A 23,216-nucleotide genomic window follows, 5' to 3' on the forward strand; every position below is an offset into this window, starting at 1 on the left:
GTTTCGAAGAACACCAAGGCTAAAACTTAACCTTGGTGTTCTTCAATATTGATGTACCCGCTAACTATGCAGCGACGGTAAGGGGGGTTTTCTGCATACCAACAAAGCCAGGTAAGGATTCAATTCTACCAATCCAAGCCTGAATATTTGGATAACCCTCGAGAGGAACTCCGCCTTCTGGAGCGTGGGCAATATAGGTGTAAGCAGCAATATCAGCGATGGTGATCCTAGCACCTGTGAGATAGGCCTGGTTTTCGAGTGTACCGTTTACAGTTTCAAACAAACCGTTTGCACGCGCCTTGGCGCCTTCATGATCGAGATCAGCACCAAACACTGTCACCAAACGTGCCGTTGCTGGACCAAAGGCGATAGAACCGGCAGCAACGGATAGCCAGGCCTGAACGGCAGCTTCTTCATTTGCATTTGCGGGGTTCCAAGCCTCTTTACCATAGGTACGGGCGAGATATACCAAGATCGCATTTGAATCCCACAACACTGTACCATTGTCATCGAGTACAGGAACCTGACCGAAAGGATGCATTTTTACAAATTCTGCATCCTTGTGTGCCCCCGCCATAAGGTCAACATCAACCAACTGGTAATCAAGATCCAGGAGAGACAAAAAAAGTTCCACACGATGTGCGTGACCAGAGAGTGCGTGACGATAGAGTTTGATCATTTTTCTATTCCTTAATGACTGCTGTTGAGCAAATTAAAAACTTTCTAAGAACGGTGGGGTTTCCATTCCGTCTGTAATTAATCTAATTCACTAGTTATTCATTTACTATCCGCATATATTGGACATAATTATAAACAAAATAGATATAATCATGGATACACTCGAATCTATGCGCGCCTTCGTTAATGTCGTCGAACAGGGCGGGTTTACCGCCGCCTCAAAGCGGCTTGGCATCTCAACCATGTTGACAAGTAAATATGTAAAACAGCTTGAAGAGAAAATCGATGCGCGCTTGCTCAACCGCACCACCAGGCGCGTAAGCGTGACCGAATTAGGCCAGGCTTATTACGACAGATGCCTTTCGATTATTGAACAGGTCGACGAGCTTCAAGATCTTGTCAGTGAGCAAACAGGAACAATCAAAGGCCATCTGCGCGTTACCGCACCCAGAGTCCTGGGTGAAGAAGTTGTCGTAGACTGTGCAAACGAGTTCATGAAGCTTCACCCCGAAATCACCATCGACCTCCGGCTTGAAGAACGCACCGTGGACATCATCCAGGAGGGTATCGACGTTGCGGTAAGACTGGGGGCTCTTAATGACAGCAGTCTTATTGCCCGACATGTTGCCAGATATAAGTATCTTCTTTGTGCATCGCCTGCTTACTTAAAAGATCGGGGAACGCCTACCCACCCAACTCAATTGATCAATCACGATTGTATTGTTGGTTCCACCATCAGCCCAACCAACCAGTGGGAATTTATTATCGATGGGAAAAAGACTGCTTTGACCATAAAACCCAGGGCACGGGTAAATGCAGCCCAACCTATCCGAAAGATGACGTTACAAGATCATGGCATAGGGATGTGTTTGATATCGACGGTACAGGAAGATCTTGAACAGGGGCGTCTGATACGTGTCTTGAAAGACTTCGAAGCCTACGATCGTAATGCTTATGTTATCTACCCCCACAGACGTCACCTTGCCCCACGGGTAAAAGCTTTTGTCGACCATGTAGCACTACATTTTAAACGATCAGACAAGGTTGAGCACTAACGCTCAAACTGCCCCGCCTGACTATAATTGTTCCAGGCAAACCAATAGGAAATATGTCCCGGCAATCGCTGCAACTTTTCTCCTGAATTTGAGATCAACTCGTTTTCAGTAAGTTGCCACTTGCCGCTTTCGCTTACGAATGAGTTTGTATCGCTACCAGTAGAAAACCGTTCACCATTGCCTTCGAACGCCCGAACAGTTCTTGTTTTGGCATCACCGACGAGAACAACCGAGAGACCATCGACCGTATCATTGATTACTTTTGATTTTTCAAAATCAGACAACGGCCATGCTTTTTCTTTTCCACTGACCCTGAGAACAAAAACGTAGGATTTTGCTGCGTGATCGCTCTGATCGACAGAAACAGGGAACATTAATTCAGGTGAAGAGAAATACTCTCGATATGCGACGCCAGAACCATAGTTCCTCCGAAATCCCGTCTCGAGAGAAAGCACTTTCGTATCGGGGTTATGGGCATGCCATTGCTTCCAGGTGGTGATGGTGACGGGTCGGGTTTTAAGCTCCAACTTACTTCCCGTTAAAAAACCCACCACCGGACGCCCTGTAAACTGATTCCACAATGAATGGGTTTGCTTGTCATACATGAGCTTGTTTGAGCGATAGAGAAAGCCTGATGAGCCAAAGATTATTGGTTCTTTGCCATCTCCCAAATCAGTTTCGTAAAGGATCCCTGATCCACAAAGCGTACAGTACGCCAGAGCGACAGGGACACCACCGATGACATCATTGAACATCTCGTGCCAGTTCATGATCCGAAGCGGATAAGCTCTGGCATCACCGTTTATAGAGACCCCAAAAACGAGATCATCATTCTTTAGATATTCGGCATCTTCGGCACTTATGAGGGTCGGATTATCAAGCGAAGGAATACCATCTTTACTTACCCCACCCCAGGCGATCTCTTCGAGGCGAATAGAATATTGAACACCGGGATACAGAAAAGCAGCAAAATTGGGGTCTATCAACTGGGCGACCCGCGACTTAAAAATATCAAAACCTTCAAAAGGTTCCACCTGGGGGTTGTTCTCTTGCCAAAGCATCCAATCCCCCCAACTCTGATCCGGCTGCCCGGTCAGCTTAACCAGTGTGGCACGTAATTGAGTGTCCTGGGGATTAAAACGCAGTGCCTGGATAAGAGCCGGAACCACATCTAGGCTCCCTCGTTGTTCGAAGGTCGCAAGGCTCTCTTCGCGATCTTGAGCGCTGCCCACCAACACTTTCAAGCTCTGTTCGACAATAAAGGGGGTTTGTCCAACATCTTGTGCCTGAGCGTAAAGTGGCATCACACAGAGGAACATAGACAACATTAGGGCATAAGCCCTTCTTACAACTATCAAGACCATCATATTCTTGCGACCTCCGAACTATCTTCAAAGTAGGTTGCATGAACGCAGAGGTAAAAACACAGAACGTCACAGTTTTGTGACGTTCTGTGACGGTCTGGATAGGTAAATTGGTTTGGTAGAACCGTGGGCTCTAGTTCCGATTGGGCCACATTTCATGATGGCTATCGATAACAAAGGGGTGCGAATGGCGCGTTGCCGCATGATAGTGCGGATGGCGATGAGGCTCCGGTCCTTCCCATCCCTCGTGTTCGTGAGAATGATGTTCATCGTGAGTATGTAGATGCAAGTGGGAAACTTCGGGGTGCACATGGCTCAGGACTTCACTGTCTTTGGAAGGCCAAACCAGGACAGCGGTCAAAAGACCGAGCAACACCCCCCCGGACGCAACCAGGAAAGTGCCATCTAAACCAATATAAATCCCCAACCATCCTGCCACCGGATAGGCAATAAGCCAGCAGGCATGCGACAATGCGAAATGAGTAGCAAAAATTGCGGGAAGGTCTTCTTTATGGGCAGATCTTTTCAATAACAATCCCCCAGGCGTTTGGATCAGAGATGTTCCGGCACCTATAAGCATCCAAATAAGCAAAGAATATCCATAGCCTGGGTTTAACGAAGCGAAAGCTAAAGTTGGAATTAATAGCAATGCACCGCTCAGCATTACTCCTCTGGGTTCAAATATCTCCAAAATTTTTCGGAGGCCTAGAGCCGAAATCATTGATCCCAGACCGGCTACAGCCAGAAAGATCGCGACATCTCTTTCATCTCCAGCAAGGTTTTCCCGGACATAAACCACGGTATTAACTATAACCATGACCCCGGCAGAAGACACCGCGAAACTAAGAGCCAATAAGCCTCTCAATCTCGGTGTGGCCAAATAAATACGGCTGCCCCTGGAAACCCGCCTGTAAAAATTTGTTTCTTCTTCCGTAGGTTTTACGGCTGGTAACACAACCGTTCCAACCAACAACGCAGAAGCGATAAATCCAACAATGGTTCCCAAAAATAACCAATGAAATGAAATAACGGTCAGCAATACCCCAGCAAACAAGGGGCTCAATAAAGCCTCAAGATCGTAGGCCAAGCGAGAAAGCGACAAGGCCTTCGTAAAGTCTGCTTCATCTGGTAAAATATCGGGGATTGTTGCCTGAAAAGTTGGTGTAAAGGCCGCGGAAAAGGATTGGAATAAAAAAACAAGTACATAGATTTGCCAGATTTCAGTAACAAACGGCAAAAACAAAACCATCCCCGCGCGGCATAGGTCCAACAAAACCAGGAACGTTTTCCTCGGCACCCGGTCTGCAAAAGCACCAACGACCGGAGCAATCCCGACATAGGCGATCATCTTCAACGCCAAGGCTGTTCCCAACACAGCTCCGGCATTTGCCCCCGCAAGATCATAGGCAAGTAGCCCCAGTGCGACCGTTGCCAATCCACTCCCCATAAGAGAGAGAATTTGTGCGGTAAAGAGGTGTCGGTACGTTCGGTTGTTTAAAACGCTAAGCATAATGGTCACACAAGTATTTCGTATGGATGTACAAAAATATTATGGCTTACGCTATCCCCCCCTAGGGGATTGGTCAAGTATGGCTGGCACCCATTAGATATCCTATCATCCCTGTATTTATGGTGCTTTCGTTTCTGCATCTATCTGATTTTTATATAATTTTTTGGAGTACAGTTAAAAACAGTAAAAAAGATATCGCATCATGACAAAATATTTACTTTTTCACTTCAAGCTGCATTCGAAAATAAAATCGATACAAAAATAAATGACCAAATAAAAAACCAACAAGGTCCCAAAAGGTCATAGGCTAAGGAGTTGTAAGAATGGACACCCAAAGTATGGTGAAAGTCCTCGAAAAAGATATTAGCAGTGATGTTCAAATAGACAGCAGCAGCGATAATTCAAAATCAGAGACAGAACAAACCTCAGACATTAAATTTGGAATCGGCAAAAGACTGATCCTGGCCTTTGGGATCGTCGCTGCAATGACCATACTTGTTAGCGCGATAAGTTGGTATAACCTCACAAAGTTGAGCAATACCCAAACCGCTCTGACTGAAGAATCTGTCCCAGCAGTTAAATGACCCCCGGCAAAGCCGGGGGCTTAAGCGGGTGAGCCCCTTAAAGGGGCAAATTGGGAACCGCTAAAGCGGTTATGGATTGAATATATCCATTTGGTCAAAGTACTTATCACGCTCTTCTTGCGTTCTGATATACTCCCTCACCATCTGTTCATCGAGCCCTACAGTTGAGACGAAATATCCACGGGCCCAAAAATTTTCACCCTTGAAATTCCGTGCTTTATTTTTGAATTTTCGAGCTATGGCAATCGCGCTTTTTCCTTTTAGGTATCCAACGACTTTTGAAACAGCATGTTTGGGCGGTATGCTGATACACATGTGAATGTGATCCGGCATCAAATGGCCCTCCTCAATCTTACTTTCGCGATGCCCGGCCAGTTCATGGAAAATTTCACCAAGATACTGACGTAGGTTGCCATAGATAACTTTTTGCCTGCGTTTAGGGATGAAAACCACGTGGTATTTACAATCCCATCTCGTATGTGCAAGGCTTTTGTAATCTCTCATCGGCTAATTCCTTTGTTATTTTGGTCAATAAACAAAGAAATGTAAGACCGTGGGAACGGTCAAACCATTGAGAGTCCCCCGGCATAGCCGGGGGTTTACCGGATTAAATTACCGCCGCCCTCAAGTTATCGGAAGAAATCTCCAGATTAGCCGCAACTGCCCCCCTCTTAAAATCAGCACCAAGCACGCCAATAAGAGATCAGCGACATAATGCACTATTGAATTCAATAGAATCTGCTCAGGGCTACCTGGCAACTTTAGGCACCCTAAACATCAGCCCGGAAACTGTTGCAAGTATTCAAAAAAGTCTTGAAGAAATTCGCCCCCAAATCGACGAACTTCGCGATCTCGGAGATGTAAGTCAAAATCACGCTCTTCGTCGACAGGAGCTAGGCAACCAACTTTCATCCTACCGCGAACTCGTTGCAAAGGAAATTGCACCTCACCTGATCAAGGTTCGCTTGGGCGTTATTGATGGTGAAGGCGAACCCCTGCAACACTTTCAACTACAGCAGGGATTGCTAGACTTCAAAGGATCAACAAACCTCCTTCTCGGACTTCTGGCAGAAGGCGGCCAGACGAACACGATCTCCGGAATAGAAGAAATCGAACAGTTGTTCCTGACCTCTTTGGGATCGATGGCAACTCCGCTCTCTAAGCTGTCCCAAACTCAGGAAGTCCCAAAACTATCTGAATTATTCCAAAATCTGCTTAAACTTGGCAGTAAGGGAGAACTTCAGGACAACATCTTCAAACTCAGAAAAGCCGAACTTACCGCTTTAAATAAAAGCGATGAAATCATGGAAACCACCCGGCAACTTGCCGAAGGCCTTTCTGGTCAGATTAGTGAATTGGTCAACCAGACAGAAGCTGGCATTGTTTCAACTGCCGAGGAGAACAAAGCCTCTTCAAAACAAACCGAAATCATTATGATCGTGATAGCGGCTGCGTCATTGATCATCTCTATTTTAATCGGTTGGCTTTACGTCGTGCGGTCACTGCTTAGCCGCTTGATGGGTTTGGTTTCTTCCATGGAAAATATTGCCAATGGCGACTTAACGACAAGTATCCTAAGAAATGGCAAAGATGAAATCAGTAAGATGGGGCATGCCCTCGCTGCACTTCGCAATGTTTCCCGAGAAGCCGTATCTTTAAAAGAAGAGCAAGAACTAAGTCACGCCCGTGTGGAAGAAGAAAAAGGCACTTCTCCGCTTTGTTGAGTAGATTTAGGATTTCAAATAGAGCATAGATTGATTATCTGGAATGGATGATTGTCTAATTTTGAGTTTGAAGTATTCGGTATCCTTGATGCCTCTGGCTCGCTTACGGATCATTCCTATACTGACATTACCAGCCTCTATCCTGGCGCTTGTGAGCTTGTGTTTGGCGTAGTTGCAGATGCCCACACAATGTTTCCGTAGGGATTTCGCGAACTTTTTTAGATAGAGCATCTGTGACTGATCTGCTATCAGGCACCAACGTTCCAGTTGCTCCGCCATCGCCTCAAATGAAGCGGCACTCCACAGCAGCTGAAGCTGTTCTTTCAAGACGTAAAGTGCATTCAGGTTGCTATTGCTCTCCAGCAACCTTTGCAGCTTGTCACTTTGTTTTTCACTCAACTTATCCGCATTTTTGAGCAACAGATAATGTGTCCCTTTAATCAACTCTTTACCACTTGGATCGGCCTTTCTGAACTCAAGTCGACGCTGATTATGGATAGCTTTGCTGTAGTTTTTCATGACGTGGAAACGGTCAAATACTATGTCGGCCAACGGCAAGGACTCTCTGACAGCCTTTTGGTAGGCAGGCCCCATATCCATCGCTACGGCCTTTATTTTGCAGGCTGTATCTGGTTGCAGTTGTTTCAAAAACCTTGAAAAAACCTCGGCAGTTCGGCCTGCTTCAACCCAGATCAGATGACCGCCAACCATATCGTAGACCACCGTCATGTAGTCATGACCTTTCGCCCGGGCAACTTCATCTACACCAATATATTCCAAGCCAGTTAGCTCTGCAGGATCAAGCGTAGGGAGAGTTTCAATAAGGTATGCCCTGTCGATATTCTTGACCGTTTCCCATCGTATATCCAAATGTCTGGAAACCGCTTGAATAGACATATGCCGACATAATCCACTGATCAGTCGGCAAAATCGGTGAGTGAAACGGCACCCTTTATCAACAAAATCACACCCCTCAATGCGGCGTTCGCCCTTGTTAATATAAACCTGCGCCAGCTCAATCTCGACCACACAAGGATACCCAAAAAGGGGGATGTCGTTTACTTGTCGGCGGACATGCTGGTTGATGCTTCCCTTCTGGCCTGTAGCAGGGTCTATAGCCCTCCTACGCGCGTCTCGGCTGCAGTGAATGACAATCTTAACACCGCCGTCATCCAGTTTAATTTCATTTACACGTTGCCCTTTGAGGCCTAAAATATGCTGCGAGATGTTGATTGTCATATACCTGCTCTATGTAAAGTTATCAGAAACCATACATATCAACAGGTTACTTGGCGGTCGGCATCTTTTTCTACTCAACAAAGCGGAGAAGAGCCAAGAAAAACGCCTTAATTCGCAAAAACTCGCAGACAATTTCGACGCTTCTGTTGGCTCTTCCATCGGTATCTTGTCGAGCAACGTCACTGCTATGCGAGACCAAGCAAAAGAAATGGAAGGTCTGGCAACAGAATCCCAAAAAGAAGCCGATGAAATTTCCGGCGCCAGCGACGCAATGTCCAATGACATCTCAACTGTAGCCGCTGCAACAGAAGAACTTTCTGCCTCAATTTCCGAAATATCAAATCTTGTGAACAAAAGTACCGAGTGTTCACATGATGCGGTTGATCGAGCCACGACAATGAACGGTAATATTACCCGTTTGAACGAAGGTTCCCAGGAAATCGAGAATGTCATCAGCATGATTAGCGGGATTGCAGAACAAACCAATCTTCTGGCATTGAATGCAACAATTGAGGCTGCACGTGCCGGCGAAGCGGGTAAAGGCTTTGCTGTCGTGGCTTCAGAGGTCAAAAATCTCTCTAATCAAACGACTTCTGCAACAGAAGATATCCGTGCTCTCATTGGCAATATTCAAAGCGAGATCAGCAGCGCCGTTGATGCCGCGGAACAGATCGACAATGTAATTAAGGAAATCAATGACATCGCGGGAGGTATCTCTACTGCTGTTGAAGAACAAGGTGGTGCGACCAGAGAAATTAGCAGAACCGTAAACCAATCCGCTACGAATTGCTCTGTCATTGCAGAGCGTGTTCAGGGCGTTTCCGCAGCGCTGACCAAAACCAACCAATCGATGGGTCAGGTTATTGACGGAGTGCAAAAAATCGACGCTGAAAGCTCTTTGCTTACAGAAAACGTTGATCAATTCCTGAACTCAGTAAGGGCGTAGTTTTTAGGTTTTCTTTTATATCCGCAGCCCTTTAGCATCCTATTTTGGATGTTTTCAGGGCTGCGATTTTTTATCGATGTTTAAGCTATCGCCTGCTTAACAAGTGAGATGGCAATTGCCCACATGATCAATCCAACAAGGCAATCCAGAACACGCCAGGCGACAGGTCGCTTAAACAAGGGAGCCAACCACTTCGCACCAAGACTCAGTGAAAAAAACCACAAGAACGATGATAGTACTGCCCCAATTCCAAACCAAAGTCGGGCCTCTTCCGGATATCGCCCCCCTATAGATCCAAGCAATACCACGGTATCCAGATAAACGTGAGGGTTCAGCAGACATACCCCGAGTGTTGTAACAACAGCCTTTTTTAGGCTATCTGGTCCGGCTTCTTGTTTTGCTTTCAACACTCCGGGATTTATCGCAGCCCGAAAAGCATTCAATCCATACCAGAATAAGAACAGGGCACCGCCCCAAGCTGCAATTACAAGCAAAAGCGGGTTAGAGGTTATTAACAACCCCATTCCCGCAACCCCAAGAGCAATAAGGACTGCATCAACCACACTGCAGAGTAAGGCGATGGCAAACTGGTTGTTGCGTCGTAACCCCTGCGTCAGGACATAGGCATTCTGCGCTCCAATCGCAATAATCAAGCCTGCGCCAGTTCCCATGCCCTTCAAAAAAGGGGCGATTACTCCCAACATCCGATGCTCCTTAACTTTTTTTTGAACCACATTTCCAATATTGGAAAGCTGCCCGCACTATAGGAACAAGAGCATCAGAAGTATTCCTAATATTAATTATGTAACATTAGGAATTTGAATATCAGGCTTCATCTTCTTCGACAATCCAGGGTTCAGCCTTTCCAGCCTCTTCCCATTCTTGCCATGCCGGAAGAGCGGTCATTGCAGAAGAATAACGCTCCACAATTGGATCATCGCTAAGTTTGTACTTGGCAATACGGTTCACAACAGGTGCAAACATCGCATCCGCATTAGAAAATTCGCCAAACAGGAAAGGTCCACCTGATATTTTCAGACATTCACGCCAAATATTTGTGATCCGTTTAACGTCTTTACCCACACCATCGGACACAGGTATCGCCTCTTCAACACGGCGCATATTCATTGGGCACTCAGCCCTTAAAGACATAAAGCCACCGTGCATTTCATTGGAAATGCACCTTGCCATGGCTCGATCTTTTACGTCCACCGGCCACAGGCCTGATTCAGGGAATTTTTCAGCAAGATATTCAAGAATTGCAAGGGATTCCCAAACCGATAAATCTCCGTCCTGAAGAACAGGTACCTTTTTAGTCGGCGAAAACTCAGCAAAATGTTTGTGCCCTGTTTCCTCATTAAACTGCGAAAAGACCTCTTCAAACTCAATCCCCTTTGCCTTCAAAGCGATCCAGGGGCGAAACGACCAGGAAGAGTAATTTTTATTCGCAATAATGAGCTTTAAAGCACACATAACCATGGATCTCCTACCGAGTATTAGAAAGACATAAAACAAATCAGACTGATTATTTTTATTAACGATCAACACTATGATCTAAGGAGACGACAAGTACTAGTTATGGCCAGCCGATTGGCAATTTCTTCATGAAGTTTGTCAATATCACGAACAAAACGCCTGCTTTATAAGCACCCTATTTGCTGTATAATTAATATAAACTAGCAATAATTAGCAGCACTAATGACCATGTTCGACTACAGACAACTCGCCACCCTCACCGCCATCCTAGAAGAAGGCAGCTTTGAAAGAGCGGCCCAAAAACTCTTTATTACCCAATCTGCCGTGTCCCAGCGCCTAAGACAGTTGGAAGATACACTCGGGCAAACTCTTGTCGTCCGGAGTACCCCTTTAACCGCAACTTCGGCGGGGCAACGCCTGCTCAAACACTACAAACAAGTCAGCCTTCTTGAAAATGAACTGGATGACGATCTTCGAAATCAAGATGAAGAGGGTTTTACCAGTTTAACAATTGGCTTAAACGCCGATTCTATTGGAACCTGGTTTTTCGATGCGGTAAAAAGCTTCGTCTTTGATAACAACATACTCCTGGACCTTAAGGTTGACGATCAAGATCAAACCCATCACCTTCTCAGGACAGGGGAAGTTTTGGGATGTATTAGTGGTAGTGCATCCGCTGTTCAGGGCTGTCGCTGCATCCCTTTGGGACAGATGATATATCGTCCACTGGCTTCGCCAGAATTTATTGATCGCTATGCACCTGATGGTCTCTCTTATGAGAATGTTTCCATTACCCCTGTGGCTGTATTTAATCGTAAAGATTCACTTCAACACCGATATTTAGAACAAAAATTTGGCGTCACGAAATTTCCACACCACCTCATTCCCACCTGTGATGGATTTCTCTCTGCGCTTCTCAAAGGGTTTGCCTATGGCCTGGTTCCCGACCAGCAAGGACAAGAGCACATTGAAGTCGGGACCTTGACCTCTATTGATCCAAACTATGAAATTCCTATCCCGCTCTACTGGCATGTATGGAATTTACAAACAGATCTTATGAAAGGACTTACGCAAGCTCTCGTCGCTGAAGCGCGTCGTGTTCTGATTCCCATTTAGGAATAATCAATCGAATGTCTTTTGCTTTAAACCCTTGTTTTCACGCTCTACACACTCATTATGCGAAAAGATACAGCGTATCCACCTCTTGGTGTTGAGCAGGAGTTATTATGAAAGATCGTAAGTTTTATACCGATGCGAACCGCGCCTCTTGGGATGAGGTTGCCCCCCGACACCGTACATCCAATCAAGAAGAGCTCCTTCAGGCCATCACAGTCCCTGACTACAACGCTTTAGTACCCGAGTTCGTGGAAACGTTAGAGCTCATTGATATAAAAGGTAAAAATGTTGCGCAAATTTGCTGCAATAATGCCAAGGATCTTTTGTCTGTCATGAAGATGGGGGCACGGAGTGGTGTTGGTATTGATGCTTCTGCCGGGTTTATCGACCAGGGCCACGAGCTTACTACGGCTGCGGGTTATCAGGATGACGTCAAACTAATCGTCAGCGATGTTTATGACATACCTAAAGAACTTGAAGGTCAGTTCGATATTGTCATGACCACGGTCGGTGTCATGAGTTGGATGCCGGATCTCCCTGTCTTTTTCAAAGTAATCAACAGCCTGTTAAAGCCCGGTGGACACTATGTTGTTGAGGAAATGCATCCTGTTCTCCTCATGTATGAGCAAGATGGTAAAGGCGTGTCTCATCCTCTCTATTCCTATTTCAAAGAAGATCCCTGGGAAGAAACTAATGGCTTGGATTATTTCGGTCACGTGGAATACGAATCAAAGCCGAGTTACAGTTTTCAACATAAAATGGACGATATCCTGATGGCTGGCATCAATCTCGGCATGAGCTTGAAACATATCAGGGAAATAGACCACGACATTTCAAACTTCTGTATGGATTTACAACATCAAGAGGCCAAACCTCCTCTTGGGATCAATCTGATATTTGAGAAATCTATCTAGAATCAAAAAAGGCCTGAAAAGATCAGGCCTTTTTTGATTCTGTGTTTGATAATATATCTTATTCTGCGGCGCAGTGCTTTTTAGCTTTTCTCTTGCGTTCTGATTCAGATTTAAGCTGACCACAGGCAGCAAGAATATCTTCACCACGGGTCGTTCGGATCGGTGCCGATATACCTTTTTCGAACAGGTAATTCGAAAAGCGACGAATTTGATTATTAGATGAACACTCGAAGAAAGATCCCGGCCAGGGATTGAAAGGAATCAAGTTAATCTTGGCTGGTATGCCTTTGAGAACCTGAAGGAGCTTTTTAGCATCTTCCATCGAATCGTTTACGTCTTTGAGCATCACATATTCAAAGGTGATACGGCGAGAATTGCTTACACCCGGATATTCACGACAGGCATCAAGCAACTCAGACAGCGGATATTTGTTATTGATCGGCATAATCTTACCGCGTGTTTCATCATCAGTCGCATGAAGAGAGACCGCGAGGTTAACACCTAGCTCTACCCCACAACGACGGATCTCAGGCACTACACCTGATGTAGAAAGCGTGATCCTTCTTCTGGAGATCGACAGCCCTTCGCCATCCATAACTATATTCAAAGCCGCTCTGACGTTTTCATAGTTATAAAGCGGTTCGCCCATGCCCATCATAACGATGTTGGTCACGCGACGGTTAAGTCCAGAACTTGGCCACTCATCCATTGAATCACGGGCCAGAATGATCTGGGAGACAATTTCGTTAGGTGAAAGATTACGCACCAGGGGCTGGGTCCCTGTATGGCAAAATTTACAGGTCAGAGTGCAACCAACCTGTGACGATACGCAGAGGGTCCCGCGATCATCTTCAGGAATAAACACGGTTTCAACTTCGTTACCATCGGGAAAGCGCAGCAACCACTTGCGGGTGCCATCTGTTGAAATCAGATCTTCAACTACTTCGGGGCGTCCAACGACGTAAGCAGCCTCTAGCTTTGCCCGGAACGGCTTCCCAAGGGAAGTCATCTCTTCGAAGGAACTAGCCCCGCGATTATAAATCCACTGCCATAACTGTTTGGCACGGAACTTCGCCTCTCCAAGGCCCAGAACTTCGGCTTCGAGGTCCTCACGGGAGAGCCCAACCAAAATCTTACGCCCATCGGCAGCGTGAGAAGACGGTGGCGCAAAAGCTTTTGCGTGTCCGCGTGTCGGGTTTCCTACTGGGGCTGTAGTCATTGCTTATCCATCCTTCTGGCAGATCAAGTCGTCTGCGCCTGAGGGCTTAAATAAAGCGAGTCACTTCAGGGTTCAAGTGGATTCGCCTTGCACCTATTGCATAGCAGACGGTTCCAGAGCCCAATAATTAGAATTCTGAGAGGAAAATTTATCTCACTTCGAACCAACTACAATGGAATCAAAACAGTGTTATTTTTTACCACAAGCCTGGTTAATAGAGCGATAAGCCGCGGAAAAACCACGTAAAGAATAAGTGTCTTTCGTTTTGGTTCCTCTGGCAGAAACACCGCTGACTATAAGGTTTGATCCTTTAATCATAGAGTTGATGACTTTTTTATCAGCATCAGAATTATATGCCCAAGCAGAATCACCCTCGGTAAAGAACATATATTTGGATTTACCGATACTCAGAGTCGCATCACTTTTATTTTTGTAAGTATAACCAGTCTGAATATGTACTTCGTCCCACCGTTCCTCACCCGTACGATGGGAAACAATTAAATGGATATCGCCGCGCTTTTTGTATTTGCCTTCGGCTTTCTTAGGTACTGAAGATATAAAGCAAACCTTATGGCCATTTTCGCTATAGCTATATGAAGCCCAATCTTTATGCTGGCCAATACGCTTGATTCCTTGTGCATGACCCGGGGCCGCGCTTAAGAAAAAAGCACCAAAGGAAATGGCTGCCATAAGGGCCAAACGAATGGCTGAATTCATAAACAATACTTTGCTCATTATCTTCCCAGTTAAACAAATGCTCTGCGCGTCAATTCTGATATATTTTACGGGTAATCCATAAAATAGGTAATTCTAAGGCAAGTCCCTCAAATTCGTCCAGAACAGTTAATCTTTTTTTGTTCGTATAATTTGGCCGCCCTGAACGTGCTTTGGCAGAGGAATTGTTTCTGCCCGTGGATTAACGGGACGCCCAGGGAATCTACCCATTGATATAAGACGATCATAAAGCACGATTGCACCTGCCACGCCAACATTGACACAGAACTTCATAGGAATTTTCACAATAAAGTCACAGCGCTCCTGCATCTCGGGGGATAAAGACCCCTTTTCAGGCCCCAGCACATAAGCCGCCTGCATTGGATGACGAAAACTCGGCAGTTCAATGGATTCATCAGTTAATTCGACACCAACCAGCTGCACACCTTTTGGCAACATCATTTCTTCGACAGAATCAAAAGTATAAAGCGGCAAAGTCTTGGCTGCGTCGGAAGTATCTGAACTTCTCATGTCTTTGGTCTTGTATTGAGGCGCCACAGTAAAAAAATAACTCGCGCCAAAACTATGGGCCGAACGGAGCAAATTCCCCAGGTTCATGGCTTTACTGCCACCTTCGACACCCATGCCAAAAAAGCCTCTCATGGTTCTCTCTGCCATAGTCTCACTCCGGTCCTTCTTAAGCCTGTTAATGTCTGATGCTTTCCGCCTATAATGCCAGCGCAAAAGAATCAATGGTTGAGTTGGGCTTTCCCTCAACAGAGTGTACCTCTGAAGTGAGCCTAGCGTCCTTAACAAAAGAGTTTTCTAGTGTCGGATCAAACAAAAAACAACACATCATCCTCTATTTGGGAACAAATTAGCCCTGTAATGGTCGAAGTTACCCGTGGAAACCTGGTCGAGAGTATCCACCGCGCCTCTTATGCCGTGGTTGATGCCGATGGCAAGGTTGTCCTTTCTGGTGGTGATTACGAAAGACTGACCTATGGCCGATCGGCCATTAAGTGTATGCAAGCCCTGCCGCTTATTGAATCCGGTGCTGCCGATGCTTTTGACCTCACCGATGCTGAAATTTCAATCTCATGTGCAAGCCACGATGGCCAACCCCTCCATGTAAAAACGGTTCAGGACTGGTTAGATAAAATTGGCTTCACAGCAGATGATCTCGAATGCGGGGCACATTTGCCATATCACATTCCCTCCATGGTCGAGCTACTTAAGAGCGGGGGTACAGAATCAACGGGCTCTTCTCCGCTTTGTTGAGTAGATTTAGGATTTCAAATAGAGCATAGATTGATTATCTGGAATGGATGATTGTCTAATTTTGAGTTTGAAGTATTCGGTATCCTTGATGCCTCTGGCTCGCTTACGGATCATTCCTATACTGACATTACCAGCCTCTATCCTGGCGCTTGTGAGCTTGTGTTTGGCGTAGTTGCAGATGCCCACACAATGTTTCCGTAGGGATTTCGCGAACTTTTTTAGATAGAGCATCTGTGACTGATCTGCTATCAGGCACCAACGTTCCAGTTGCTCCGCCATCGCCTCAAATGAAGCGGCACTCCACAGCAGCTGAAGCTGTTCTTTCAAGACGTAAAGTGCATTCAGGTTGCTATTGCTCTCCAGCAACCTTTGCAGCTTGTCACTTTGTTTTTCACTCAACTTATCCGCATTTTTGAGCAACAGATAATGTGTCCCTTTCATCAACTCTTTACCACTTGGATCGGCCTTTCTGAACTCAAGTCGACGCTGATTATGGATAGCTTTGCTGTAGTTTTTCATGACGTGGAAACGGTCAAATACTATGTCGGCCAACGGCAAGGACTCTCTGACAGCCTTTTGGTAGGCAGGCCCCATATCCATCGCTACGGCCTTTATTTTGCAGGCTGTATCTGGTTGCAGTTGTTTCAAAAACCTTGAAAAAACCTCGGCAGTTCGGCCTGCTTCAACCCAGATCAGATGACCGCCAACCATATCGTAGACCACCGTCATGTAGTCATGACCTTTCGCCCGGGCAACTTCATCTACACCAATATATTCCAAGCCAGTTAGCTCTGCAGGATCAAGCGTAGGGAGAGTTTCAATAAGGTATGCCCTGTCGATATTCTTGACCGTTTCCCATCGTATATCCAAATGTCTGGAAACCGCTTGAATAGACATATGCCGACATAATCCACTGATCAGTCGGCAAAATCGGTGAGTGAAACGGCACCCTTTATCAACAAAATCACACCCCTCAATGCGGCGTTCGCCCTTGTTAATATAAACCTGCGCCAGCTCAATCTCGACCACACAAGGATACCCAAAAAGGGGGATGTCGTTTACTTGTCGGCGGACATGCTGGTTGATGCTTCCCTTCTGGCCTGTAGCAGGGTCTATAGCCCTCCTACGCGCGTCTCGGCTGCAGTGAATGACAATCTTAACACCGCCGTCATCCAGTTTAATTTCATTTACACGTTGCCCTTTGAGGCCTAAAATATGCTGCGAGATGTTGATTGTCATATACCTGCTCTATGTAAAGTTATCAGAAACCATACATATCAACAGGTTACTTGGCGGTCGGCATCTTTTTCTACTCAACAAAGCGGAGAAGAGCCAATTTGAAGATCTCGGCTGGTCAGGTCTTCGGTTGCAGGATCAGGCAAGGCGTTGTCTTCGCCGTCCTTGTCCTCCAGCCATGCATCGAGTGAAAAGTCACTGATGCCTGACCCACGTTTCTGTGCGCGGGCAGCCTCAATCAGGCTGGCACATTTGTGGTTGAGGATGCGGTCAACAAAGGTCGACCATTTTGCTTTTTCAGGATCATAAGCCTGCTTGCGGGATAGATAATCCAGCATCAGCTCTTGCTCGAGGTCCTCGACTTCTACGCCATGGATGGCAGAGTGCCGCATCAGGCTGCGTGCGTGATAACGGACTTGGTTTACGACATAAGGATCAATTCCTTGGTACTTGTTTTTGCTCATGGTTTTCGTCTCCAGTTGCGGTTAGCCGCCACGCGGGCGGGTCAACTGGGACTGGCGAAAACTCACTGAAGGCCCGGTGAGACGGGCTATTCATAACGCTGCAAAAACGAAAAAAGCCCCGACATGCGGGGCTTTGGTGGGTGCAAATTTTTTTGAAAAAATTTCAGGGTGGTCAGTGAAATTTCACCGAAGCAGGATTAGGTAAATCCAAAATGCTTTAATTGCTCATCCCAAATATCGGGGAATGGGGTTTGCATATCCTGCAAGCTCAACTGGCGCGGCTGTGTACCATCCAAAATGGCTTTTTTAATCTGGGGGGCGAGTTGGTTGAGGCGCAATATCCGGGACATGTAAGAGGAATTAATCTGGCGTTGGCGCGACATGTCATCGATGGATTTATAGCGCCCCGTATCAAGCAGGTTTTGCCAGTAATAGGCTTTGGCCAAGGCCGTTACGAGTGTTTCGTCTTGCTTGGGCGTTTCTTGAGGCGGGGTCATTTGATATCCTTCGGGCAAAATAATCATTTTTTTACCACCGCATTTCTTGATCCGCATGGGCACCCGGATTGAAATGGTATTGTTCGCCATCATTTTTACGCATTTATCCATACTTGCTCCTCCAGTTTTTTGGTTGAAATGCCTTGCAATCGCTTGTCCTGCTCATCCAATTCCCGAGCCAGACTATCCATGCCTGCAGCTCTGATCCGGATGTCGACAAACTCATAATTCACGATAACTTTTTCTATCATTAGCTCAAGGATGCGCTGCTTTTCAGCTGGATAAAGCTCTTTCCAGATAGGGACGATGTCATTCAGATTGCTGTAAACATCATGCTCCGTGATGGTATCATCCTCTTTTTGTGCTTCTCGCCACGTTTCCATGATCATCTCAGGCGAGGCAAAAACGGCTTGGAGCTGATTTAATATCAATGCCTCCATTTCATTCGCGCTGACATTGCGAACCTTGCAATCCGAGTTGATGCCTTTGCGGTAATGCTCACAGGTGTAATAGCGATAAAGCCTGCCACCTTTTTTACGGGTGTGATTGGCAACCAATCCACATTCGCATTCGCCGCACTTCAAAAGCCCCATTAAAATGGCCTTGGTTTTCTTACGCGTGATGGCACCTCGGTTGATGGTGTTTTCTTTCATGGTGGCGCGGACTTTATTCCACGTTTCCATATCGATGATGGCCGGATGGCGGCCTTCGTAGATTTTATCTTTATGTTTGATCTTGCCGATATAGATAGGGTTTTGCAGAATTTTATAGAGACCACCTTTATCCAGTACCTTGCCACCGATAACGCGCCCGTTTTTAGTCGTACGTTTTTTGCTTAACACACCCATGCGCGGCAGCATCTTGGCCATTTCCGTAGGTGACTTGGTCATCAAAAACAGGTCGAATATTTTGCGGATGCCTTCAGCCTCGTCAGGCTCAATCACAAGCTCACGGTTTTTCACCACATATCCCATGGGCGTAACACCGCCCATCCACATGCCTTTGCGTTTGGATGCTGCCAATTTATCGCGGATACGTTCGCCGATCACTTCACGCTCAAACTGGGCAAAGCTAAGCAGGATGTTTAGCGTCAGTCGGCCCATTGATGTCGTGGTGTTGAACTGCTGGGTCACAGAGACAAAGGACACTTTGTGCTCATCAAATAGGTCAATCAACTTGGCAAAATCAGCCAAGGAGCGCGACAAGCGGTCAACCTTGTACACGACAACCGTATCAATCAGGCCGCTTTTGATGTCATTCATCAAGCGTTTCAAAGCCGGGCGATCCATGTTGCCGCCTGTGAAGCCGCCATCATCATAGTAATCTGGAAGCTGGAACCAGCCTTCATGCTTTTGTGATGCAATGTAGGATTCACAAGCCTCGCGCTGTGCATCAAGGCTGTTGAACTCCATGTCCAAGCCTTCCTCGGTAGATTTGCGCGTATAAATCGCGCATCGTTTTTTTGGTGTGGTTGTGCTCAATGTTTGCCTCCTTGTGCCTTGTTGTTTAATCCGAAGAAGGCAGGTCCAGACCAGCTACTGCCTGTTATGGCCAGCGCAACTTTCGACAGGCTTTTGTATAGGCAGCCTGCATATTCATAGCCTTCTTCTAAAATGGTGACCTGATATTCAATGCCCTTATATTCCCGTACTAGTTTGGTGCCGGGGATGGGCCGCTGATATTGCGTCTTGCGCTTCGGCTTGGCTCTCTTGCCAGAACCGAATAAATCATTGGCCTGCTGTTCGATCCGGTTCTCAATCTGCGGATCAACGCCGTAAGCAAGCTCTTGCAGGCGATAGGCAAGTCTGCGGACAATGTGGCTTTTATGGCCACTGGGTGGTTCATCCTGATATACATCGCGCCATAATGCTTTTAGGTCTGATAGCGGCATATTTGGAAGTGCCGCCACACGTGCCAGAAGTGTTTTATCCATTCTTCACCTCCTGCGATTCTGCTTTTTTCTTTTGCTTCAAGCGGAGGCGTTGCCAGCCCAAGCCGACAATATGGGCGACTTCCTTTTGCCGATCTGCATCGGACACAAGTCCGGCAGGAAGCTGGCCCAACTTGATTTGTAATCGCTCTCTTTCGGTGAGATCTTTGTTCTCATGACTCATCAGGAACTCCTTGGTTTTTTGGTTCTTCGTCATGGGCATGAACGCTTGGAAAAACTTGTAAGTCCAATGAATTAGAGCGATGTGTTGCTTCTTTCTGACGGTTCAGACGGATCTTGCGGCGCAGGATGCCAAGCGCCAGCAAACGGGCAACTTCGGTGCGGCGATCTCGCTCATTTATAAGGTTTGGGGAAAGTGAAGACATGGGCGAACCTCCTTGAGAATTATTGCGTCGTTCAAGGATTTACTTACTGAAATGACTTGGAAACTGTCGGTCCGGTCAATGCTGTGCATTGAATCAAATTAGGCTTGTGAAAATCAAAAGCCTAATTTATATTAGGTCATTAGCCAAAATTGAAAGGATGCTATGGAGCAACTGACAAACGCACAGAATACGCTATTACAGGCCGTTGAACGCCTGAAACGTGCCATGGGGATGTCGCCCACGGTACAAGAGCTTGCTGTGGAATTGGGTGTGAAAGCACCCAGTGTGTTTGAAGGGCTCAAGCGGCTAGAAGATAAAGGCTATATTCGCAGACAGGCACGCAAAGCGCGTTCCATAGAAATCCTCCACGCACAAACACCGGATAAAACCAATCTGACTGCCGTTCCCGTTTTGGGGGTGGTCGCTGCTGGTCAACCGATTCTTGCGATTGAAAATCAGATTGGTCAGGTCATGGTGCCGAATAATGTTCTGCGTGGGAAATGCTTTGCGCTCAAAGTGCAAGGCGACAGCATGATTGATGCTGATATTTTTGAGGGAGATTACGTTGTCGTGCGTAGGCAACCAATTGCTGAAAACAGCGATATTGTTGTGGCCATGGTCGGCGAAGAAGCCACTGTAAAGCGGCTGAGTATTGAGGGGGAGCATATTGAGCTGCGCCCTGAAAATCAGAAACTAAAACCCATCATCATAGGACAACAGGATGAACTTAAAATAATTGGGAAGGTCTTACACGTCTGCTCGGGTGTTGACACCGAGGCCATCCTTAAGGAGAGCCAAGGAGGATAAATAGACAATGAGCACCTATAATTTACGACGTTTTGCCCAACCGGATGTTTTGAAAAACATTCAACAAGATAACCTGATAACTTTTCTTAAGCGGTATGAAAGCTATCTGACCGGGCGCGGATTCAGCTTTGATTTAGATGAAGATGGTGAGCTCGATTTTGAGATACTGTGCCAAGTTCTGATGAATCCATCAGAAGACATGAATATCGAATTCGTTGAAGCCTTATTCTTCATTCAGGAAATGTCTGACGATGAACATTTTGAAGAATTGAGCGAACAGGCCGAGGTTAATAATGTTGATACGCATGAGGATTCAACATCAGCTGATTTAGCCTTAGCACTATGGCTACATGATCCTGAGCTATTGAAGCGCCCTCATGCGGAAGTGATGATACATAAGCCAAAATCGTTCATGTATTTCCAGTCTGATCAGAAATCTCCAGATATATTTGCTCTTCCAAAATCTGAAACCATGCGGACACTGGAAACCGATATGGACGCATGGTTTTTGAAAAACAAACGCGGCACTGGCTGTCGTATTTTGCCTGTTAGCGCTGATGATGAAGATAAGGCTTACTTCCTGATTCGTCATGGCATGCCTTTTAAACGTGAAGGAAAAATGGAATCAGGTGAGTCTAAAACCATATTTTACCGACCAGAGTTTCATGATGTGATTGTCTATGATCGCGCCAATAATGAATTAGCTGTCTTTAATAAGTCCGGTGCCAAGAAAGAGCGCACCATGTATTTGGATTTGTTCAGCCAACATCTTTTTGGTCAGGCTGAATATTTCCCCGGCGCAGAAAAATATACACTGCAGCCTTTGATCGATAATGGAGTTGACGCTCTGGCTTGTGCCGATATTGATGGGCTGGAGGATATAAAGCTGATTGAAATCCAGCACCAATTTCATGGGCCTTATAATGATAAACAGACGCTGCGCTCAAACGACATATTTGCCTCTCTTGCATCTCGTGATAAATCTTTTCCAGCTTTTGGCAGACTGGTTTCGGCCAGCTTTTCGGTAAAGTTTGAAAATGCCAAGCGTCCACGCATGGTCAAGGTGCGAACACCTAATGTGGCCAATTTTGACCGTAAGGAAGATTCTCACCTGATTGAAACATGGTTGCGAAAGCGTGGCTTTGTGAATGAGCAGAAAGAGGAAGAGGATAGCACACAACCCGTAACACATCAGGAGAGCCATGACGCCGTATCAATCGCCGCCATGGCGTAAACTCACAGAGCTTTCTGGTGGCAAGGGTGTAAAAGCTGAATGGCAGGACTTTCCGGAAGAGTTCCTCTCAATCACCAATGAGCAGGCATCAGCCATTCCCTGCAATGGCCGAACAGGATGCTACATGAATGTCGTGCGGCATGGACCAAGTGATATTGTTGGTATCTGTACATCAGATACCAAGCAGTGTGAGCGCCGCACGATCAAAAAATCAGAACTGGCCCTGTATCGCGTTGATCATAAAAAGCTGGCAACCAAAATTGCTGAGGCCATTGGTTTCACTGAGCAGCACGAAAAGATCACAGGCTATCCGGCCCTTTGGAAATTTGGGGCGCTGAATCCACAAGCCGAGCATAGCTTTCCTGTCTATTGCTTTTTGGGCCAGACATCCTCGCAGCTGGATAAGATCATCAATCAGCTTTGCATGGGCGAGCAGACGTTTCTGTTGATTGCCGCCACCAGCAGTCTCATCAGCACTGCCAGTTCTGATGCGAGCAGCAGGCATAAATCCAAGCTCATCGGCATAGATGATGTACTTACCGTTGATGCCGCAGGTAAGGTCACGGCGAAAGACAGTGCTCAAACCATCGTCTCCAATTGGCTGGAAACGGTATTGCCAAAATCAGCCAAGCCGGGATCAGAGTATCAATTCCCGACACCAGCAGGCGCAACATGGGAACAGTTTGTCTTCGAATTTACTGCAACAGAGATGTTGTTGGTCTCATGCGGACAGATTCAAGAACGGTTGGAACCTGAGCATCTGAAGATGAAGAACCAGAATTCCGGCAAGCCAACGCTGCAGTGGACATTGTTACGTTCTCTCGCCACAACAGGTGGCAGCA

General features: G+C 46.4%; 27 protein-coding genes. 10 read left to right on the forward strand and 17 right to left on the reverse strand.

Annotated elements, in window-relative coordinates; all coding sequences use genetic code 11:
• Positions 1-64: 64 nt before the first annotated feature.
• Positions 65-679 carry a glutathione S-transferase family protein gene (locus ACOGW3_RS09560; RefSeq protein ID WP_419902752.1) on the reverse strand — a complete coding sequence of 205 codons (615 nt, stop codon included), beginning with the start codon at positions 677-679 and terminating at the stop codon, positions 65-67.
• Positions 680-848: 169 nt separating this feature from the next.
• Between ACOGW3_RS09560 and ACOGW3_RS09565 the strand changes: the two genes are divergently transcribed.
• A complete protein-coding gene (locus tag ACOGW3_RS09565) occupies positions 849-1,733 on the forward strand; it encodes a LysR family transcriptional regulator (RefSeq protein ID WP_419902753.1) in 885 nt (294 codons plus the stop codon).
• Here ACOGW3_RS09565 and ACOGW3_RS09570 read toward each other — a convergent pair.
• Entirely contained in the window at positions 1,730-3,100 is a 1,371-nt protein-coding gene (locus tag ACOGW3_RS09570; protein WP_419902754.1) for a DUF3179 domain-containing protein, read from the reverse strand. The two genes, ACOGW3_RS09565 and ACOGW3_RS09570, sit on opposite strands and share 4 nt — an antisense overlap.
• Positions 3,101-3,230: 130 nt before the next feature.
• A complete protein-coding gene (locus tag ACOGW3_RS09575; RefSeq protein WP_419902781.1) occupies positions 3,231-4,607 on the reverse strand; it encodes an MFS transporter in 1,377 nt (458 codons plus the stop codon).
• A 323-nt stretch (positions 4,608-4,930) separates the two neighbouring features.
• Between ACOGW3_RS09575 and ACOGW3_RS09580 the strand changes: the two genes are divergently transcribed.
• Positions 4,931-5,191: an MCP four helix bundle domain-containing protein gene (locus ACOGW3_RS09580; protein ID WP_419902755.1), complete on the forward strand. Its 261-nt coding sequence runs from the start codon at positions 4,931-4,933 to the stop codon at positions 5,189-5,191.
• A 69-nt stretch (positions 5,192-5,260) separates the two neighbouring features.
• Here the strand turns inward: ACOGW3_RS09580 and tnpA are convergent, their stop codons facing one another.
• A complete protein-coding gene (gene tnpA / locus ACOGW3_RS09585; protein WP_419901154.1) occupies positions 5,261-5,695 on the reverse strand; it encodes an IS200/IS605 family transposase in 435 nt (144 codons plus the stop codon).
• A gap of 218 nt (positions 5,696-5,913) precedes the next feature.
• Between tnpA and ACOGW3_RS09590 the strand changes: the two genes are divergently transcribed.
• Positions 5,914-6,915: a HAMP domain-containing protein gene (locus tag ACOGW3_RS09590; RefSeq protein ID WP_419902756.1), complete on the forward strand. Its 1,002-nt coding sequence runs from the start codon at positions 5,914-5,916 to the stop codon at positions 6,913-6,915.
• A gap of 6 nt (positions 6,916-6,921) precedes the next feature.
• Here ACOGW3_RS09590 and ACOGW3_RS09595 read toward each other — a convergent pair whose 3' ends face one another.
• Entirely contained in the window at positions 6,922-8,154 is a 1,233-nt protein-coding gene (locus ACOGW3_RS09595) for an ISL3 family transposase (protein WP_419902757.1), read from the reverse strand.
• Between ACOGW3_RS09595 and ACOGW3_RS09600 the strand changes: the two genes are divergently transcribed.
• Entirely contained in the window at positions 8,141-9,100 is a 960-nt protein-coding gene (locus ACOGW3_RS09600) for a methyl-accepting chemotaxis protein (RefSeq protein ID WP_419902758.1), read from the forward strand. The two genes, ACOGW3_RS09595 and ACOGW3_RS09600, sit on opposite strands and share 14 nt — an antisense overlap.
• An 80-nt stretch (positions 9,101-9,180) precedes the next feature.
• Here ACOGW3_RS09600 and ACOGW3_RS09605 read toward each other — a convergent pair whose 3' ends face one another.
• Positions 9,181-9,804, reverse strand: a complete 624-nt coding sequence (locus tag ACOGW3_RS09605) for a LysE/ArgO family amino acid transporter (protein WP_419902759.1) — start codon at positions 9,802-9,804, stop codon at positions 9,181-9,183.
• Positions 9,805-9,925: 121 nt separating this feature from the next.
• The gene (locus tag ACOGW3_RS09610) at positions 9,926-10,648 is read right to left on the reverse strand and encodes a glutathione S-transferase family protein (protein ID WP_419902760.1); all 723 of its coding nucleotides are present in this window, start codon (positions 10,646-10,648) and stop codon (positions 9,926-9,928) included.
• Positions 10,649-10,798: 150 nt separating this feature from the next.
• On the opposite strand from ACOGW3_RS09610, the gene ACOGW3_RS09615 reads away from it, so the two are divergent.
• Entirely contained in the window at positions 10,799-11,692 is an 894-nt protein-coding gene (locus tag ACOGW3_RS09615) for a LysR family transcriptional regulator ArgP (RefSeq protein ID WP_419902761.1), read from the forward strand.
• A gap of 110 nt (positions 11,693-11,802) precedes the next feature.
• Complete coding sequence (locus ACOGW3_RS09620) at positions 11,803-12,606, forward strand: class I SAM-dependent methyltransferase (RefSeq protein WP_419902762.1); 804 nt, start codon at positions 11,803-11,805, stop codon at positions 12,604-12,606.
• 58 nt (positions 12,607-12,664) lie between these two features.
• Here the strand turns inward: ACOGW3_RS09620 and rlmN are convergent, their stop codons facing one another.
• The 3 genes from rlmN to ACOGW3_RS09635 form a co-directional block, all read right to left on the reverse strand.
• Positions 12,665-13,825 carry a 23S rRNA (adenine(2503)-C(2))-methyltransferase RlmN gene (gene rlmN / locus ACOGW3_RS09625; RefSeq protein ID WP_419902763.1) on the reverse strand — a complete coding sequence of 387 codons (1,161 nt, stop codon included), beginning with the start codon at positions 13,823-13,825 and terminating at the stop codon, positions 12,665-12,667.
• A 189-nt stretch (positions 13,826-14,014) separates the two neighbouring features.
• Entirely contained in the window at positions 14,015-14,560 is a 546-nt protein-coding gene (locus tag ACOGW3_RS09630; protein ID WP_419902764.1) for an invasion associated locus B family protein, read from the reverse strand.
• Between the two features lie 108 nt (positions 14,561-14,668).
• Complete coding sequence (locus ACOGW3_RS09635; protein ID WP_419902765.1) at positions 14,669-15,217, reverse strand: RNA methyltransferase; 549 nt, start codon at positions 15,215-15,217, stop codon at positions 14,669-14,671.
• Between the two features lie 150 nt (positions 15,218-15,367).
• Here ACOGW3_RS09635 and ACOGW3_RS09640 point away from each other — a divergent pair, with 150 nt between their 5' ends.
• Positions 15,368-15,820, forward strand: a complete 453-nt coding sequence (locus ACOGW3_RS09640; RefSeq protein WP_419902766.1) for an asparaginase — start codon at positions 15,368-15,370, stop codon at positions 15,818-15,820.
• Positions 15,821-15,826: 6 nt separating this feature from the next.
• Here the strand turns inward: ACOGW3_RS09640 and ACOGW3_RS09645 are convergent, their stop codons facing one another.
• The 7 genes from ACOGW3_RS09645 to ACOGW3_RS09675 all read right to left on the reverse strand — a co-directional run bounded on the left by ACOGW3_RS09645 (position 15,827) and on the right by ACOGW3_RS09675 (position 20,333).
• Positions 15,827-17,059, reverse strand: coding sequence for an ISL3 family transposase (locus tag ACOGW3_RS09645; RefSeq protein ID WP_419901077.1), 1,233 nt, complete (start codon positions 17,057-17,059; stop codon positions 15,827-15,829).
• A gap of 74 nt (positions 17,060-17,133) precedes the next feature.
• The gene (locus ACOGW3_RS09650; RefSeq protein WP_419902767.1) at positions 17,134-17,520 is read right to left on the reverse strand and encodes a hypothetical protein; all 387 of its coding nucleotides are present in this window, start codon (positions 17,518-17,520) and stop codon (positions 17,134-17,136) included.
• A 197-nt stretch (positions 17,521-17,717) separates the two neighbouring features.
• A complete protein-coding gene (locus ACOGW3_RS09655) occupies positions 17,718-18,128 on the reverse strand; it encodes a hypothetical protein (protein WP_419902768.1) in 411 nt (136 codons plus the stop codon).
• Entirely contained in the window at positions 18,113-19,498 is a 1,386-nt protein-coding gene (locus ACOGW3_RS09660) for a recombinase family protein (RefSeq protein ID WP_419902769.1), read from the reverse strand. The genes ACOGW3_RS09655 and ACOGW3_RS09660 overlap by 16 nt, the downstream gene beginning before the upstream one ends.
• Positions 19,495-19,950: a DUF2924 domain-containing protein gene (locus ACOGW3_RS09665; RefSeq protein WP_419902770.1), complete on the reverse strand. Its 456-nt coding sequence runs from the start codon at positions 19,948-19,950 to the stop codon at positions 19,495-19,497. Before ACOGW3_RS09665 ends, ACOGW3_RS09660 begins: the two co-directional genes overlap by 4 nt.
• Positions 19,943-20,131, reverse strand: coding sequence for a hypothetical protein (locus tag ACOGW3_RS09670; protein ID WP_419902771.1), 189 nt, complete (start codon positions 20,129-20,131; stop codon positions 19,943-19,945). Before ACOGW3_RS09670 ends, ACOGW3_RS09665 begins: the two co-directional genes overlap by 8 nt.
• On the reverse strand, positions 20,121-20,333 hold the full coding sequence (locus ACOGW3_RS09675) for a hypothetical protein (RefSeq protein ID WP_419902772.1): 213 nt from the start codon (positions 20,331-20,333) through the stop codon (positions 20,121-20,123). The genes ACOGW3_RS09670 and ACOGW3_RS09675 overlap by 11 nt, the downstream gene beginning before the upstream one ends.
• Before the next feature lie 162 nt (positions 20,334-20,495).
• On the opposite strand from ACOGW3_RS09675, the gene lexA reads away from it, so the two are divergent.
• From lexA to ACOGW3_RS09690, 3 genes are all read left to right on the forward strand, one after another.
• A complete protein-coding gene (lexA, locus tag ACOGW3_RS09680) occupies positions 20,496-21,140 on the forward strand; it encodes a transcriptional repressor LexA (RefSeq protein ID WP_419902773.1) in 645 nt (214 codons plus the stop codon).
• Between the two features lie 7 nt (positions 21,141-21,147).
• Positions 21,148-22,374: a hypothetical protein gene (locus ACOGW3_RS09685; protein WP_419902774.1), complete on the forward strand. Its 1,227-nt coding sequence runs from the start codon at positions 21,148-21,150 to the stop codon at positions 22,372-22,374.
• Positions 22,343-23,216: hypothetical protein (locus ACOGW3_RS09690; RefSeq protein ID WP_419902775.1), on the forward strand; the 874-nt coding region annotated here is incomplete at its 3' end. The genes ACOGW3_RS09685 and ACOGW3_RS09690, both read left to right, overlap by 32 nt.

Origin of the sequence: Kiloniella sp. (assembly GCF_965205715.1) — a bacterium.
In the GTDB taxonomy this organism is placed as follows: domain Bacteria; phylum Pseudomonadota; class Alphaproteobacteria; order Kiloniellales; family Kiloniellaceae; genus Kiloniella.

Coding starts and splice junctions, on each gene's coding strand:
- ACOGW3_RS09595 (WP_419902757.1), bottom strand. CDS start 8,154: ATGACAATCAACATCTCGCAGCATATTTTAGGCCTCAAAGGGCAACGT.
- ACOGW3_RS09630 (WP_419902764.1), bottom strand. CDS start 14,560: ATGAGCAAAGTATTGTTTATGAATTCAGCCATTCGTTTGGCCCTTATG.
- ACOGW3_RS09560 (WP_419902752.1), bottom strand. CDS start 679: ATGATCAAACTCTATCGTCACGCACTCTCTGGTCACGCACATCGTGTG.
- ACOGW3_RS09670 (WP_419902771.1), bottom strand. CDS start 20,131: ATGAGTCATGAGAACAAAGATCTCACCGAAAGAGAGCGATTACAAATC.
- ACOGW3_RS09615 (WP_419902761.1), top strand. CDS start 10,799: ATGACCATGTTCGACTACAGACAACTCGCCACCCTCACCGCCATCCTA.
- ACOGW3_RS09605 (WP_419902759.1), bottom strand. CDS start 9,804: ATGTTGGGAGTAATCGCCCCTTTTTTGAAGGGCATGGGAACTGGCGCA.
- ACOGW3_RS09635 (WP_419902765.1), bottom strand. CDS start 15,217: ATGGCAGAGAGAACCATGAGAGGCTTTTTTGGCATGGGTGTCGAAGGT.
- ACOGW3_RS09575 (WP_419902781.1), bottom strand. CDS start 4,607: ATGCTTAGCGTTTTAAACAACCGAACGTACCGACACCTCTTTACCGCA.
- lexA (WP_419902773.1), top strand. CDS start 20,496: ATGGAGCAACTGACAAACGCACAGAATACGCTATTACAGGCCGTTGAA.
- ACOGW3_RS09620 (WP_419902762.1), top strand. CDS start 11,803: ATGAAAGATCGTAAGTTTTATACCGATGCGAACCGCGCCTCTTGGGAT.
- ACOGW3_RS09570 (WP_419902754.1), bottom strand. CDS start 3,100: ATGATGGTCTTGATAGTTGTAAGAAGGGCTTATGCCCTAATGTTGTCT.
- ACOGW3_RS09580 (WP_419902755.1), top strand. CDS start 4,931: ATGGACACCCAAAGTATGGTGAAAGTCCTCGAAAAAGATATTAGCAGT.
- ACOGW3_RS09675 (WP_419902772.1), bottom strand. CDS start 20,333: ATGTCTTCACTTTCCCCAAACCTTATAAATGAGCGAGATCGCCGCACC.
- ACOGW3_RS09665 (WP_419902770.1), bottom strand. CDS start 19,950: ATGGATAAAACACTTCTGGCACGTGTGGCGGCACTTCCAAATATGCCG.
- tnpA (WP_419901154.1), bottom strand. CDS start 5,695: ATGAGAGATTACAAAAGCCTTGCACATACGAGATGGGATTGTAAATAC.
- rlmN (WP_419902763.1), bottom strand. CDS start 13,825: ATGACTACAGCCCCAGTAGGAAACCCGACACGCGGACACGCAAAAGCT.
- ACOGW3_RS09600 (WP_419902758.1), top strand. CDS start 8,141: ATGTTGATTGTCATATACCTGCTCTATGTAAAGTTATCAGAAACCATA.
- ACOGW3_RS09565 (WP_419902753.1), top strand. CDS start 849: ATGCGCGCCTTCGTTAATGTCGTCGAACAGGGCGGGTTTACCGCCGCC.
- ACOGW3_RS09650 (WP_419902767.1), bottom strand. CDS start 17,520: ATGAGCAAAAACAAGTACCAAGGAATTGATCCTTATGTCGTAAACCAA.
- ACOGW3_RS09645 (WP_419901077.1), bottom strand. CDS start 17,059: ATGACAATCAACATCTCGCAGCATATTTTAGGCCTCAAAGGGCAACGT.
- ACOGW3_RS09685 (WP_419902774.1), top strand. CDS start 21,148: ATGAGCACCTATAATTTACGACGTTTTGCCCAACCGGATGTTTTGAAA.
- ACOGW3_RS09655 (WP_419902768.1), bottom strand. CDS start 18,128: ATGGATAAATGCGTAAAAATGATGGCGAACAATACCATTTCAATCCGG.